At 64.5% G+C, this 14544-nt stretch carries 13 protein-coding genes; 10 read left to right on the top strand and 3 right to left on the bottom strand.

Annotated features, from left to right (window positions below):
* Nucleotides 1-31: 31 nt before the first annotated feature.
* Nucleotides 32-1249: an FAD-dependent monooxygenase gene (locus tag LY284_RS32015; protein WP_233390352.1), complete on the top strand. Its 1218-nt coding sequence runs from the start codon at nt 32-34 to the stop codon at nt 1247-1249.
* 43 nt (nt 1250-1292) lie between these two features.
* Here the strand turns inward: LY284_RS32015 and LY284_RS32010 are convergent, their stop codons facing one another.
* Nucleotides 1293-3500: a molybdopterin cofactor-binding domain-containing protein gene (locus LY284_RS32010; protein WP_375294319.1), complete on the bottom strand. Its 2208-nt coding sequence runs from the start codon at nt 3498-3500 to the stop codon at nt 1293-1295.
* Nucleotides 3500-3955, bottom strand: a complete 456-nt coding sequence (locus LY284_RS32005) for a (2Fe-2S)-binding protein (RefSeq protein ID WP_233390348.1) — start codon at nt 3953-3955, stop codon at nt 3500-3502. Before LY284_RS32005 ends, LY284_RS32010 begins: the two co-directional genes overlap by 1 nt.
* Nucleotides 3956-4059: 104 nt before the next feature.
* Here LY284_RS32005 and LY284_RS32000 point away from each other — a divergent pair, with 104 nt between their 5' ends.
* Entirely contained in the window at nt 4060-4965 is a 906-nt protein-coding gene (locus LY284_RS32000; protein ID WP_233390346.1) for a LysR substrate-binding domain-containing protein, read from the top strand.
* On the opposite strand, the gene LY284_RS31995 is transcribed toward LY284_RS32000, so the two are convergent.
* On the bottom strand, nt 4943-5836 hold the full coding sequence (locus LY284_RS31995) for a LysR substrate-binding domain-containing protein (protein ID WP_233390343.1): 894 nt from the start codon (nt 5834-5836) through the stop codon (nt 4943-4945). The two genes, LY284_RS32000 and LY284_RS31995, sit on opposite strands and share 23 nt — an antisense overlap.
* 223 nt (nt 5837-6059) lie before the next feature.
* Here LY284_RS31995 and LY284_RS31990 point away from each other — a divergent pair, with 223 nt between their 5' ends.
* From LY284_RS31990 to LY284_RS31955, 8 genes are all read left to right on the top strand, one after another.
* On the top strand, nt 6060-6992 hold the full coding sequence (locus LY284_RS31990) for an amidohydrolase family protein (RefSeq protein ID WP_233390341.1): 933 nt from the start codon (nt 6060-6062) through the stop codon (nt 6990-6992).
* Nucleotides 6992-7927 carry an amidohydrolase family protein gene (locus tag LY284_RS31985; protein WP_045460554.1) on the top strand — a complete coding sequence of 312 codons (936 nt, stop codon included), beginning with the start codon at nt 6992-6994 and terminating at the stop codon, nt 7925-7927. Before LY284_RS31990 ends, LY284_RS31985 begins: the two co-directional genes overlap by 1 nt.
* A 56-nt stretch (nt 7928-7983) precedes the next feature.
* Nucleotides 7984-9369: a UbiD family decarboxylase gene (locus LY284_RS31980; RefSeq protein WP_233390339.1), complete on the top strand. Its 1386-nt coding sequence runs from the start codon at nt 7984-7986 to the stop codon at nt 9367-9369.
* A complete protein-coding gene (locus tag LY284_RS31975) occupies nt 9366-9938 on the top strand; it encodes a UbiX family flavin prenyltransferase (RefSeq protein WP_233390337.1) in 573 nt (190 codons plus the stop codon). Before LY284_RS31980 ends, LY284_RS31975 begins: the two co-directional genes overlap by 4 nt.
* A 22-nt stretch (nt 9939-9960) precedes the next feature.
* Complete coding sequence (locus LY284_RS31970; RefSeq protein ID WP_233391088.1) at nt 9961-11007, top strand: GTP-binding protein; 1047 nt, start codon at nt 9961-9963, stop codon at nt 11005-11007.
* 63 nt (nt 11008-11070) lie between these two features.
* Nucleotides 11071-12411 carry a nucleobase:cation symporter-2 family protein gene (locus LY284_RS31965; RefSeq protein WP_233390335.1) on the top strand — a complete coding sequence of 447 codons (1341 nt, stop codon included), beginning with the start codon at nt 11071-11073 and terminating at the stop codon, nt 12409-12411.
* Nucleotides 12412-12431: 20 nt separating this feature from the next.
* Nucleotides 12432-13811, top strand: a complete 1380-nt coding sequence (locus tag LY284_RS31960) for an amidohydrolase family protein (RefSeq protein ID WP_233390333.1) — start codon at nt 12432-12434, stop codon at nt 13809-13811.
* A gap of 3 nt (nt 13812-13814) precedes the next feature.
* Nucleotides 13815-14540 (top strand): aspartate/glutamate racemase family protein, encoded by a 726-nt coding sequence (locus LY284_RS31955; protein ID WP_233390331.1) that lies wholly within the window; start codon nt 13815-13817, stop codon nt 14538-14540.
* The last annotated feature ends 4 nt before the right edge of the window (nt 14541-14544 follow it).

Below are 14544 nucleotides of genomic sequence, written 5' to 3'. Positions count from 1 at the left end.
GAACACGGAGTCCGACTACTGGAGACATCGCATGGAACGGCTGGATATGAAGATCGCGATCATCGGCGCGGGCATCGGCGGCCTTACGCTCGCGCTCGCGCTGCGGGAACACGGTATCGACGTGCAACTTTACGAGCAGACCGACGCGCTTCGCGAGGTCGGCGCGGCAGTTGCGCTCTCGGCGAACGCGACGCGGTTTTATGAGCGCATGGGATTGCGTGCGGCCTTCGATGCGGTATGCGCCGAAATTCCCGCGCTGATCTATCGCGATGGGCGCAGCGGCGAAGTGATCGGACAGCATCGCGGCGAACCGAGCTATCGCCAGCAATTCGGAGGTGCGTACTGGGGCGTGCATCGCGCGGACCTGCAGGCCGTGCTGTCGAACGCGGTCGGGCTGGAACGCATCCATCTCGGTCATCGGCTGACCGATCTCGCGCAGCATGCGGATCGCGTGAGTCTGAGCTTCGCCAACGGCCAGCGCATCGACGCGGATCTGGTGATCGGCGCGGACGGTGCGCGCTCGATCACGCGCCGCTGGATGCTCGGCTACGACGACGCACTCTATTCGGGCTGCTCGGGTTTTCGTGGCGTGGTGCCGGCTGAACGCATGGACCTGCTGCCCGATCCCGAGGCCATCCAGTTCTGGTTCGGACCGCAGGGGCATCTGCTGCACTATCCGATCGGCGACAAAGGCGATCAGAACTTCCTGCTCGTCGAGCGCCATCCGTCGCCGTGGGCGTCGCGCGACTGGGTCACGCCCGCGAGCGAGGGCGAGCAGTTGCGCCTGTTCAAGGACTGGCATCCGGCGGTGGTGCAGATGATTTCGGCGGTGCCGATCAGCCAGCGCTGGGGGCTCTTTCATCGTCCGCCGCTCGGGCGCTGGAGCAAGGGGCGCGTGACGCTCATCGGCGATGCCGCGCACGCGCTCGTGCCGCATCACGGCCAGGGCGCGAATCAGTCGATCGAAGACGCCGTGGTGCTGGCCGCGCAACTGGCCAAGGCCGGCCCGGGCCGCTGGCGCGAAGCGCAGGAGGCCTACGAGCGCCTGCGCCGGGGCCGCACGCGCAAAGTGCAGTACGCCTCGATCACGACCGCCGACGTACTGCATCTGCCGGACGGACCCGAGGCGCAGGCGCGCAACGCCCGCCTTCGCTCACGCGAGAGCCTGCTGCATCATCTGGACTGGATTCACGATTTCGACGCGCTCGCGCAAGAGCCGACGGAACGCCAGGGCGGCACCTGGCTTTGAGCCGCGCTTCCCTCGCGCGAGCGCCGAACGAGTGAGCGCGAGCCTACACGCTGCGTAGATCGAACGGCGTGTGCCGGAGCCGCTTGCCCGTCAGCCGGAACACCGCGTTCGCCACCGCGGGCGCGACCGAAGGACTCGACAACTCGCCGACGCCGCCGGGCTTCGACGCATCGCCCTGCACGATGACGATATCGATTTCCGGCATATCGCTCATCCGCATCACGCGATACGAATCGAAGCTGGTCTGCTGAACGCGCCCGTGACGAATATCGATGCGATCGGCCGTTGCGTGCCCGAGTCCCCACATCAGCCCGCCGTATAGCTGCTCCTCGACGCCCGCCGGCGACACGGCCAGCCCGCAGTCGGCGACGCACGTGAGCTTCTCGATCACGATGCCGTCCTTCGTCCGCGCCACCCGCGCGATCACCGCGACATAGCTGCCGTAGGCCCGATTCGTCGCGACGCCGAGTGCGGTTCCATGCGGCATCGGCGCGTTCCATCCGGCGCGCGCGGCGGCCTCGCGCAACACGGTGGCTTGGCGCGGATCCTTCATATGCGCGATGCGAAAATCGACGGAATCGCGATGTCCCGCATGCGCCGCTTCGTCCATGAACGACTCGACCGCGAACACGTTCGGGATATAGCTCACCGCCCGATACCAGCCGGTCGGCACGCCGGTCTCGTGACGCACCCAGCCGACATCGACGTTCGGCGCGCCATACGCGAACTCGTACTTGCTGATCGCCTCCGTGGTGCTGTAGTCCATGCGATCCGGCCGATCGAAATAACCCGGTTCCCATTGTTCCGGCGAGGCCGGCATCACGGCGCGCAATTCCAGCGCGGAGAGATTGCCTTTCGCATCGAGCACGGCGCGTCCGCGATGATGGCTCGCGGCGTGATAGAACAGCGCGCGCATCTCGTCCTCGCGGCTATTCATCAGCTTGACGGGCTTGTTCGTTTGCATCGCGAGCCAGGTCACTTCGAACAGCCAGTATTTCGATTCGCGCGCGCCGAAGCTGCCGCCCGACACGCGCTCATGCAGCACGACGCGCTCCGCGGGAATATGGCCGATGACCTCGGCCGCCTCCTGCACCGTCGACGGCACCTGCAAGCCGCCCCAATACTCGATGCCGCCGTCCTTCGCCCATGCGGTCACGTTGATCGGTTCGAGCGGATTCTGCGCCTTGTACGGCATCGAATACGACGCCTGGATCACGCGCGGGGCACGCTTGAGCAGCGCTTGCGCATCGCCGTTCGTCACGGTCGGCACGACGCGCGCTTGCGCGTCATCGAGCCATGCGGCCTGACGCGCGGAGAGATCGCGGCTGTCGAAGTTCTCGAACGGACTGTCCTCCCATTCGATGTGCAGCGCAGCCTGACCCTTGTGCGCCGACCAGTAATCGTCGGCGAGGACGGCGACGCCCGCCTGATTGCCGCCCAGCACATCCGGACGGCCGGGAATCTGCAACACGCGCCGCACGCCGGGAATGGCCAGCGCGGCCCTGGCATCGACGCTGCGCACGCGCGCATCGATCACCGGCGCGCGCGTGACGACCGCCACCAGCATGCCGGGCAAGCGCACGTCGATACTGTACTGAAACGCGCCCGTGGTCTTCGGCGCGGCGTCGCGCTTCTTCTTCAACTTGCCGATGTACTTGAACTGCGACGGGTCTTTCAACGGCACGTCCTTCGGCGCGGGCAGGCTCGCCGCGATGACCGCGAGCGAGCCATAGCTCGCGCGCGCACCGCTCGCCTGGTCCACGACGACACCGTTGTCGGTCGAACAGGCGGAAGGCGGCACGTTCCATTGCTTCGCCGCCGCCGCGATCAGCATCGCGCGCGCGGTCGCGCCCGCGTGCCGCAAGCGATCGTATTCGAGCGACACACTCGTGCTTCCGCCTGTCGAAAACACCTTCCACAAGGGATGAATGTAGTCCGCGTAGAACGGGTCCTCCGGCGTGATGACCTCGATGCGAAACGGATCGACATCGAGCTCCTCCGCGACGACCGCCGCGAGCGCGGTGCGCGTGCCGGTACCCGAATCGTGCTTGTGGACGACGAGCTTGATCGTGTCGTCGGGCAGCACGCGGACCCATGCGTTGGGCTTGAACTCACCGCGTTGCGGATCCGCATCGCCGTTTTTCGCGAGCGCGTCGGGCAGATGCAATCCGATTGCGAGCCCCGAAGCGAGCAACGCCGAACTTTGCTTGATGAAGCGACGCCGCGCCGCGCCATGACGATCGATACGCATCATGCCTCCGATGCCGCGCGTTTGATTGCACGGCGAATGCGCGCATACGTCCTGCAGCGGCAGATATTGCCGGACATCGCGGCGGTAATGCTCGCATCGTCGATGGCGGGCTTGCCCTTCAGAAACGCCGCCGCCTGCATCAATTGCCCCGACTGACAGTAGCCGCACTGCGGCACGTCCTCCGCGACCCACGCGCGCTGCAACGGATGCGTGCCATCCTTCGACAAGCCTTCGATCGTCGTGACGTGTCTGCCCGCGACGGCCGCGGCAGGCAGCAGACAGGCGCGCACCGCTTCGCCCTCCAGATGCACCGTACATGCGCCGCAAAAGCCGCCGCCACAGCCGAACTTCGTGCCCGTCAGCCCGATGCGTTCGCGCAGCACCCACAAGAGCGGCATGTCTTCCGGTACATTGTCGAGCGAGTGCCGCGTATCGTTGACGATGATTTCGATCATGCGCCGTCTCCTGAATGTCGTCGTGTTTGCGGCCATTATTGGAAGCGCTCGAAAAGAGCGCCAGCGACGATTTCTTCCATCATCCGTAAGCCGGGCTAACACCCATGCTCAAGCGCTACCCTTCGATCCAGTCGATGCAGGCCTTTCTGCACGCCGCGCGCGCCGGCAGCTTTTCGAGCGCGGCGCGCCAGTTGTCGCTCACGCATAGCGCGATCAGCCAGCAGATCCGCACGCTCGAGGATTTCGTCGGGCAACCGCTCTTCGTGCGCGAAAGCGCGCGCGTCGTGCTGACGGATGCGGGCGCGCTCTTCGCCAAGCAACTGACCGATGGCTTCGAGCAGATCGATCGCGCGTTGTCGTTCGTGAAGGAGCGCGCGGTGAAACAGTCGATCACGCTCGACGTCGATCCGGAACTCGCGCAAAGCTGGCTCGTCGCCCGGCTGCCCGCCTTGCTCGGCGGACTCTCCGCCACGTCGCTGACGCTGCTGTCCGCGCCGCGTCACGATCGCAGCGCGTTCGAACGCGTGGATCTCGCGCTGCGTTACGGCTACGGCGAATGGGATGGCTTGGAGAACACGCTGATCTGCGGCGATCGTCTGACGGTCGTGGGTTCGCCCGAGCTTTTGAAAGCGCGCGGGTTCGTTGCGCCTTTGAAACCCGAACAGGTGCTCGAACTGCCCTTGCTCGGCTACACGAAGCGCTCATGGATTCCGTGGCTCGATGCGGCCGGCCTGCCCGCAGTCGAACCCGAAGCGATCGCGATCTTCGATAACGCCGCCGGCCTGATCGCGGCAGCAAGTGCGGGCGCGGGCGTCGGGCTCGCGCGCGGCCTGCTCGCCGCCGATGCGCGGCGCGACGGCAGGCTGGTCGAGCTGACGCACATCGAGATTCCGACGCACTACAACCTCTACGCCGTGTGGCCGCACGAGAAAGCGGCGCGCGTCGCCCCGCTCGTCGAGGCGATCCGCGAACTCGTCGCGCAAACGGTCAGGCTGGACCTTGCGCCCTAGCCGTTTCGCGCACGGTTTCGAGGAATCGCGCAAGCACCGGAGACGGCGTTTCCGCACGATAACGCGCATGCAGCGACACTTCCGGCGACGGCGCGGCGAGCGGCACGAATGCGACGCCCCCGCTCGACAACTGCCGCGCCGAAGAAGGCACCAGCGCGACGCCGAGCCCTTCGCGCACGAGACACAGCAGCGTGTGCAACTCGACGACTTCCTGTTCGATACACGGCGTGAATCCCGCTTCGACACAGCAGTCGCGCAGAAAACGCGCGAGTTGCGACTGCAATAGTCCGAACGATAAAAAGCGCTCGCCTTCCAGTTCGCGCAACGCGATCTCCCCGCGCGATGCGAGCGCATGCGCGAGCGGCAGCGCGACCATCGCGGGTTCACGCAGGACGACCTCGCTGACGATCTCCGGATCGTCGTGCGATACGCGGAAGAAACACACGTCGAGCCTACGCTCCTTCAACGCCTGAATCTGCGCGGCGGGCGTCATTTCGTGCAGCGTCCAGCGCACCTGCGGATGCTTGCGCGCGAACACCCCGAGCGTGCGGGGAATGGGTTCCACCATTGCGGAACTGATGACGCCGATCTCCAGGCTGCCCACTTCGCCGCGCCCCGCACAACGCGTGAGATCGATCGCGCGCTCGAACTGCGCGAAGATCAGCGGCGCCTGTTCCTTCAGTGTTTTCCCTGCCTCCGTCAGTTCGACGCGATGCTGCGAGCGCAGAAAGAGCGCCGTGCCCATCTCCTCTTCGAGGATGCGGATCTGCTGGCTCAAGGGAGGCTGCGAGATGTGCAGCCGCGCGGCTGCGCGGCCGAAATGCAGTTCATCGGCGAGCACCGCGAAGTACCGCAAAAGCCGCATGTCCATATCGCTAACGTATCAAGATCGTGGTTAAAAAATATTGTACAGAGCGCGCGTTACTTGTGAGACTGCATCGCAAGCAGCAGTGCGCATCAGTGTGACACTCGATGCCGGCGAGGGGAAGACACCGCGACGTGTCTTGCAAAGGGCCGCATGGAAAAGCCTCGTTTCGAGCGCTTTCGTTCCATCGATACGCCTGTTAGCGATTCCCTCAAGGAGATCGAGAACAATGATCATCGACACAAGCTGTTATCCGACGAATCTCGTCGACCTCGCCTGGCGCCACGACGGCGAGCCCTTCTCCGGCGAGCGTCTCATCCAAGTGATGGACGGGCCGTACATCATCAACGGCAAGCCGCGACGCATCGACAAGGCGTTCATCCAGCCGCCGCAGGGCAACACCATCTATACATGGACCGATGGCGTGCGCACGGGCCGCGAGTCGATCGACGACTACATGGCGTACACCGTCGAGATGACGCAGAAGTATCCCGACCGCCTGCTCGGCTGCTTCGTCTATAACCCGCGCTGCGGTCCCGAAAACGGCGCCGACGCCATCGAGTTCTACGCGAAGGAGCATGGCTTCAGGATGGTGCAGCTGCAGGCCAACATGCATGCGTATCGTCCGGATCGCGCGCTCGACTGGCTGCGTCCGGCATTGCGCAAATGCGCGGACCTCGGCCTGATCGTCAAGCTTCATACGGGGGACGGTCCGTACAGCATTCCGAGCGAATGGTATCCGCTGATTCGCGAGTTTCCGACGGTGCCGTTCATCATGGCGCACTTCGGCGTGCAGACGGGCGGCGTGTACTGCTTCGAGCCGTATCAGATGGCGCTCGACACGCCCAACGTGTATTGCGAATCGAGCTGGTGCCTGCAATCGCGCATCGTCGAGTTCGCGAAGGTGCTGCCGACGCACAAGATTCTCTACGGCTCCGATACGCCGCCGAACGAACCCGGCATGTGGCTGCGCCTGCTCGAAGTGCTCTGCCACGAGCCGCCGCAAGGCCTGAATCTCGACGAGGACGCGCTCGAGGACTATCTCGGCAACAACCTCGCGCGCATGCTCGGCATCGAACCGAGCGCGCCGCCCAAGACAGTCGAAGACGCGCAAGCCTATCTCGACCAATGCAAAGAAGCCGACTACGCTGGAGCCCGCTGATGATCATCGATACCCATCTGCATCCGACCAATCTCGTCGACGAAGCCTGGCGTCATACGGGCGAGCCTTTCACCGGCGAGCGCCTGCTCAAGATGATGGACGGTCCGTACATCATCAACGGCAAGCCGCGCCGCATCGACATGGGCTTCATTCAGCCGCCGCCCGGCAATACCGGCTATCGCGACGGCAACCGGCGCGGCCGCGAAGGCATTCGCGATTACATGTCGTATATCGCCGAATTGACGCAGAAGTATCCCGACCGCTTCATCGGCAACTTCACGTACAACCCGCGCTGGGGTCCGGAAAACGGTGCAGCCGAACTCGAATTCCACGTGAAGGAATACGGCTTCAAGATGCTCAAGCTGCACGCGAACATGCACGGCTACCGTCCGGATCGCGCGCTCGACTGGCTGCGTCCGGCGATGAAGAAATGCGCGGAGCTGGGCGTCGTCGTGCTGATCCATACCGGCGACGGGCCGTACACCATTCCCACGCAGTTCTATCCGATCATCCGCGAGTTCCCGATGGTCAACTTCATCATCGGTCACTTCGGCATTCAGACCGGCGGCAACTACTCGTTCGAAGCCTTCTGGATGGCGATGGACACGCCCAACGTGTATTGCGAATCGGGCTGGTGCTATCAGTCGCGCATCGTCGAGTTCGCGCGCGAGTTGCCGCGCAACAAGATCGTGTTCGGCACGGACTCGCCGCCGAACGAGCCGGGCATGTGGCTGCGCGAGCTGGAGATGTTGTGCGGACCCGCGCCGCAAGGCATGGATCTCGACGAAGACGGGCTCGAAGACTACATGGGCAACAACATCGCGCGGCTGGTCGGCATCGAGCCAACGAAACCGCCGAAGGATCTTGCCGAAGCGGAGAAGCGGCTGAAGGCCACTTACGTGAAGAGCGACGACGACGTCGCGCAGCCTGCCTGACATCACAGGGGCGCGGTCGTCCACGCGCCCTCGCTTCTCTCACGACGGAGTTCACGATGGCCGATAACCTCTTGCGCGCCACGCAGGACTTTCATCGTTTCGCGGATATATACCGCGAGCGATATCCCGACGATGTGCTGACGCTTCGCGATTCCGTTTCCGCCGATCAGGACGTGACCGCGATCGTCGCGCAACTTGCCGCGCGCGGACAACATCCGATGCTCGTGTGCGAGCACGTCGACGGCATCTCGACGCATTTGGCGACCAACTTCTTCGCATCGCGTGAACGCATCGCCCGTTTGTTCGATACGAACGCGAGCGGCTTGTTCGACGCCTATCAGCAGCGCGCCAACGCGCCCATCGCGCCGGTTCATGTATCGAGCGGTCCCGTGCTCGATGAAGTCATCGAAGGCGATTGCGTCGATCTCGCGCAACTGCCGATGATCCGCCACTTCGACACCGATCGCGGTCCCTATGTGACAAATGCGGTGATCGTCGCGGAGGACCCGGTAACGGGCATCGCCAATCTCAGTTATCACCGTTCGATGCGTCACGCACGCAACGCGCTCGCGACGAGCCTGCATTCGCGCGGCCATGCGTGGCGCATGCTTCAAACCGCGAAGTCGCGCGGCGGCACGTTGAAGGTCGCGATGGTCATCGGCGCGCATCCCTTGTTCATGCTTGCCGCGGCGGCGCGCGTGCCCTTCGGCATGGACGAGCGCGCAATCGCGGGCGGACTCTTCGGCGCGCCGCTCGAACTGGTGCGCACCCCGCGTCATGGCATCGGCGTGCCGGCGGCGGCCGAGTTCGTGCTGGAAGGCACGATCGATCCGGATGAACACGCCGAAGAAGGCCCGTTCGGCGAGTTCACAGGCTACTCATCGGATCGTTCGACCAACAACGTATTGCGCGTCGACACGATGATGCGCCGCCGCGATGCGTGGCTCGTCGATGTCGTCGGCGGTCCGTATGCCGAGCATCTCACGCTCGCACGTCTGCCGCGCGAAGCCGAAATGAGCGAGAAGCTCAAGGCGCGTTTTCCTTCGGTGACAGCGCTGCACTATCCGAACTCGGGCACGCATTTTCATTGCTATGTCGCGCTCAATCAGACACGCGACGGCGAAGCGCGCCAGATCATGCTCGCGCTGCTCGGCTGGGATCCTTATCTCAAGCATGTCGTCGCGGTGGACAGCGATATCGACATCGGCGACGACTCGCAAGTGCTCTGGGCGATGGCCACGCATGCGCAGCCGCACGAAGACGTGTTCATCGTCGATGGCTTGCCGGGTAGTCCGCTCGATCCGTCTTCGTCGGCTAACGGCACGACATCGCGCATGGGCATCGATGCGACGCGCGGCGCAAAGTTCGACGGCATGCGCGCGCGCATCGGCGATGAAGCGATGCGGCGCGCGATGGACATCATCAAAGGAGCCGGACGATGAGCACGCGGCGCATCGCGGTGGGCATCAGCGGCGCGTCGGGCTTCGTGTATGGCGTGCGGCTGCTGCAATTGCTGCGCGCACTCGACATCGAAACGCATCTGACCGTATCGCGCAGCGCACTGCTGACGATGTCGCACGAAACGGACTACAAGCTCGCCGATGTCAGCGCGCTGGCGAGCGTCACGTATCGCTGCGACGACATGGCCGCCGCCATCTCTAGCGGCTCGTTTCGCACGCTGGGGATGATCGTCGCGCCCTGCTCGATGAAGACGCTCGCCGAAATTGCGAGCGGCCTTTCGTCGAGCCTGATCTCGCGCGCCGCCGATGTCACGTTGAAGGAACGCCGCCCGCTCGTGCTGCTCGCGCGCGAAACGCCTCTCACGCTGGCGCACCTGCGCAACATGGTCGCGGTCACGGAAATGGGCGGCATCGTCGCGCCGCCGGTGCCCGCGTTCTACGCGCGCCCGGCCTCGCTCGACGCGATGATCGATCACACGCTCGGCCGCGTGCTGGATCTGTTCGGACTCGATTGCGGCGCGGTCACGCGCTGGAAAGAACACGACGCATGACTCACTTCAAGGAGACAAGATGATGACGCATATCCACACGACGCATAACGCGTTCGAAAAAATTCCCGTCACGGTGCTGACGGGCTTTCTCGGCGCAGGCAAGACCACGTTGTTGAACTACATCCTGCGCGAGAAACACGGCCACAAGATCGCGGTAATCGAAAACGAGTTCGGCGAAGTCGGCATCGATGGCGGGCTCGTGCTCGAATCGACCGAAGAGATCTACGAGATGACCAACGGCTGCGTGTGCTGCGTCGGCGCGGTGCGCGAGGATCTCGTGCGCATCGTGCGCATGCTCGTCGACCGGCCGGAACGGCTCGATCACATCATCGTGGAGACGAGCGGGCTCGCCGATCCGTATCCGGTCGCGCAGACCTTCTTCATCGACGACCCGATCGCGCAACGCGTGACGCTCGACGCCGTCGTGACGATGGTCGATGCAAAGCACATCGCCGCGCATCTCGACGATCTCGTGCTCGACGGCCGCGACAACCAGGCGGTCGATCAGATCGTATGCGCGGATCGCATCGTCATCAATAAGGTGGACCTCGTGACGTCTGCGGAAATCGCATCGTTGAAAGAGCGGCTGCGCGGACTCAATGCGACGGCGGAGATCGTCGAATCGAGTTATGCGCAAATCGATCTGCGCAGGATTCTCGGCGTGGGCGCCAACGAGTTCGCGCAACAGCTCGTCGAAGCAGAGGAACATCACCATCACGATCATGAACATGAGCACGATCACGACGATCACCATCACGATGAAAGCGTGTCTTCCGTCGGTATCGAAGTGGACGCGGACATCGATCTCGATGCGCTGCAAACCTGGCTCGCCGAACTGCGCACAGCCGACGCGACGAAGCTCTTTCGCATGAAAGGCATCTTCGCGGTGAAGGGTCAGCCCTACCGCTACGTGCTGCAAGGGGTACACGACATCATCGAACTGAAAGCGGCGCAGGCGTGGGGCAGCGAGCCGCGTTCGAGCCGCATGGTGTTCATCGGACGCGAGCTGGATCGCGCCGCGCTGAACGAGCGCTTCCATGCCTGTCTCGCCGTGCCGGTCGCGGCCTGACGAGCGATGACGTCCGGCGCGCACAGCGACGCGCCGGCGGAAAACATAATCAGGAGACACGTGATGAACACCGAACACCACCCGGTCGACCGAGTCCTGCCCAAGCGGCAGATGATCACGCTCGGCTTGCAGCACATGCTGGTCGCGTATATCGGCGCGATCGCGGTTCCGTTGATCGTCGCATCGGCGTTGAAGTTGTCGCCGGCCGATACCACCGTGCTCATCAGCACGGCGTTGTTCTGCTCGGGTATCTCGACGGTGCTGCAGACCGTCGGCATCTGGAAGTTCGGTGTGCGCCTGCCGATTCTGCAAGGCGTCGCGTTCAGCAGCGTGGGACCGGTCATCGCGATCGGCCTGAGTCCGGGCGTCGGCTTCGCGGGCGTGTGCGGCGCGGTGATCGGCGCAGGTGTCTTCACGATGTTCGCCGCGCCCCTCGTCGGACGCTTGCGGCGCTTCTTTCCGCCGGTCGTCACGGGCTGCATCGTCACGGTGATCGGCTTGCAGCTTTTTCCCGTCGCGTATCAATGGGCAGGCGGCGGCGAGCATGCGCGGCAGCACTTCGGCGCACTGCCCTTTCTCTCCGTCGCACTGTTCGTCGCGCTCGTGATACTTGCCGTCAACCGCTTCGCCAATGCGTTCCTGCGCAATCTTTCCGTTCTGATCGGTCTCGTCGCAGGCAGCGTGCTCGCCTGCGCGCTCGGCATGGGCGACTTCGCCAACGTCGCGAACGCGCCGTGGTTCACCATGCCGCTGCCCTTTCACTTCGGCATGCCCGTGTTCTCCTTCGTGCCCGTCATGACGATGATCGTCGTGATGGTCGTGCAGATGGTCGAATCGATGGGCCTTTTCGTCGCGATCGGCGATATCGTCGAGAAGAACATCAGCGAGGACGACGCGGTGCGCGGCATGCGCGCCAACGGGCTCGCGAGCGCGATCGCGGGCATGTTCGCCGCGTTCCCGTTCATCGCGTTCATGGAGAACGTCGGGCTCGTCATTCTCACCGGCGTGCGCAGCCGCTGGGTCGTCGCGGTGAGCGGCGTGCTGATGTGCGTCGTCGCGCTCGTGCCGAAGATCGGCGCGGTGGTGGCGTCGACGCCATCGGCCGCGCTCGGCGGCGCGGGGATCGCGATGTTCGGCGTCGTGGTCGCGGCCGGCGTGCAGACGCTCGCGAAAGTGGACTTCGAGCGCAATCGATACAACGTGCTGATCGTCGGCTTCACGATCGCCACTGCGCTCATCCCCGTGATGGCGCCGCAGGTCTTCGGGAAGATGCCCGAGTGGACGCAGCCCTTCGTGCATAGCGGCGTCGTGCTCGCCTGCCTCGTATCGGTCGTGCTGAACGCCGTGCTCAACGGCGCGCATGAGGAAGACGTCGTGCCCGCGCACAACATGGTGCGCGAATGAACGCAACCACAGGATCCACGATGAACATGCAAGCCTTACTGATCAAGAATCCCGTCGCGGTGATGAGCGGATCGAAGGGCGGCGCCGCGCGTCCTGGCGCTGTCGATATCCGCATCCGCAATGGCGTGATCGACACCATCGCGCCCAATCTGGAAGCGCGCGCCGACGAGCGCGTCATCGATGCCAGTTCGTGCGTCGTGTATCCGGGATGGGTGAACACGCATCATCATCTGTTCCAGAACCTGCTGAAGGCGGTGCCGTCCGGCATCGATGCAGACTTGCAGGAATGGCTCGCCGCCGTGCCGTATCCGCGTCTCGCGCGCTTTACGCCCGAGCTCGCACGCGTCGCGGCGCGTCTCGGCATGGCCGAACTGCTGCTCTCGGGCGTGACGACCTGCGCGGATCATCACTATCTCTATCACGCGGACGGCACGACCGAAACGGGCGATCTTCTCTTCGACGAAGCCGCCTCGTTCGGCCTGCGCTTCGTGCTGTGCCGTGGCGGCGCGTTGCAGGCGGCGGGCGATCATCCCGGCTTCTCGAAGGTCGCGCTCAAGCCCGAGTCACTCGATCAGATGCTGGCCGATATCGAACGCCTGAAGGCGCGCTATCACGATGCGACGCCCGCATCGATGCGCCGCGTCGTGGTCGCACCGACGACGCCGACGTTCTCGCTGCCGCCCGCGCTGCTGCCCGAAATCGCGCGCGCGGCGCGGCGCATGGGTTTGCGCATGCATACGCATCTGTCGGAGACGCGGCGCTATGTCGACTTCTGCCGCGAGCGCTTCGACAAGCTGCCCGTCGAATTCGTCGCCGATCACGAATGGCTCGGACCGGACGTGTGGTTCGCGCATCTTGTGCATCTGGAAGCGAGCGAAATCGCCATGCTCGCCGAAACGGGCAGCGGCTGTTCTCATTGCCCCGTGAGCAATGCGCGGCTCGGCAGCGGCATCGCGCCCGCGCCGCGGATGGCCGCGGCAGGCGTGCCGATGTCGCTCGCGGTGGACGGCGTCGCATCGAACGAATCGGGCAGCATGACCAGCGAAGCGCACTTCGCGTGGCTCGTGCATCGTGCGGCGCAGGGCGCATCGGCGACCACCGTCGATGAGATCGTCCACTGGGGCAGCGCGGGCGGTGCGGGCGTGCTCGGTCTCGATGCGGTCGGCACGCTCGAAGCGGGCAAGGCCGCGGATCTCGTGCTGTACGACATCGACAATCCGCGCTTCTACGGCTTTCACGATCTCGCCGTTGCGCCGGTCACTGCGGGCGAACCCGCGCGCGTGCGCTACAACATCGTGAATGGCCGCGTCGTCGTCGATGACGGCGTTATTCCCGGTCTCGATCTCGACGCCCTTCGCCATCAGGCGGCGGAAGGCGTGAAGCTGTTGTTGGAGGATTGACGCATGCGACGCGTTCGTATCGGCATATTGACGCCATCGTCGAACACGGCGCTCGAACCGGTCACGTCGGCGATGCTGAGCGCATTGCCGAACGTGAGCGCGCACTTCGCGCGTTTTACGGTGACGGAGATCAGCCTCACGCAACACGCGCTCGGCCAGTTCGATGCGCACCGCATTCTCGACGCGGCGCGGCAACTCGCCGATGCCCGCGTGGACGTCATCGGCTGGAGCGGGACATCGGCGGGATGGCTCGGCTTCGAGCGCGACGAAGCGCTATGCGCTCAATTGACGGAAGCGCAGGGCATTCCCGCGACGACTTCCGTGCTTGCGCTGAACGAACTGCTCGCGAAGACGTGCGTGCGGCGTCTGGGGCTCGTCTCGCCGTATACCGACGACGTGCAGGAGCGCATCATGTGCAACTACGAGCGGCTGGGGATCGAATGCGTCGCGGAGCGTCATCTGGGCTTGAGCGAGAATTTCCGCTTCGCCGAAGTGCCCGATAAGGTGCTCGCCGAGATGATGCACGAAACCGCGTTCGCCCGCCCCGACGCGGTGACGACGTTCTGCACGAACCTGCATGCGGCGCATCTCGCGCGCTCGTTCGAAGCCGCGACGGACATTCCCGCCTACGACACGGTCGCGACCGTCGTGTGGAAGGCGCTGAGCATGCTCGACGTGGATACGTCCGCGCTTGGGGGCTGGGGAAGGATCTTTTCGATGAGGAAATGACCGT

Origin of the sequence: Caballeronia sp. PC1 (assembly GCF_021353155.1) — a bacterium.
In the GTDB taxonomy this organism is placed as follows: Bacteria; Pseudomonadota; Gammaproteobacteria; order Burkholderiales; family Burkholderiaceae; genus Caballeronia; species Caballeronia cordobensis.
The sequence above is the reverse complement of the archived record's forward strand: the minus strand, read 5'-3'. Positions and strand labels throughout refer to the sequence as shown.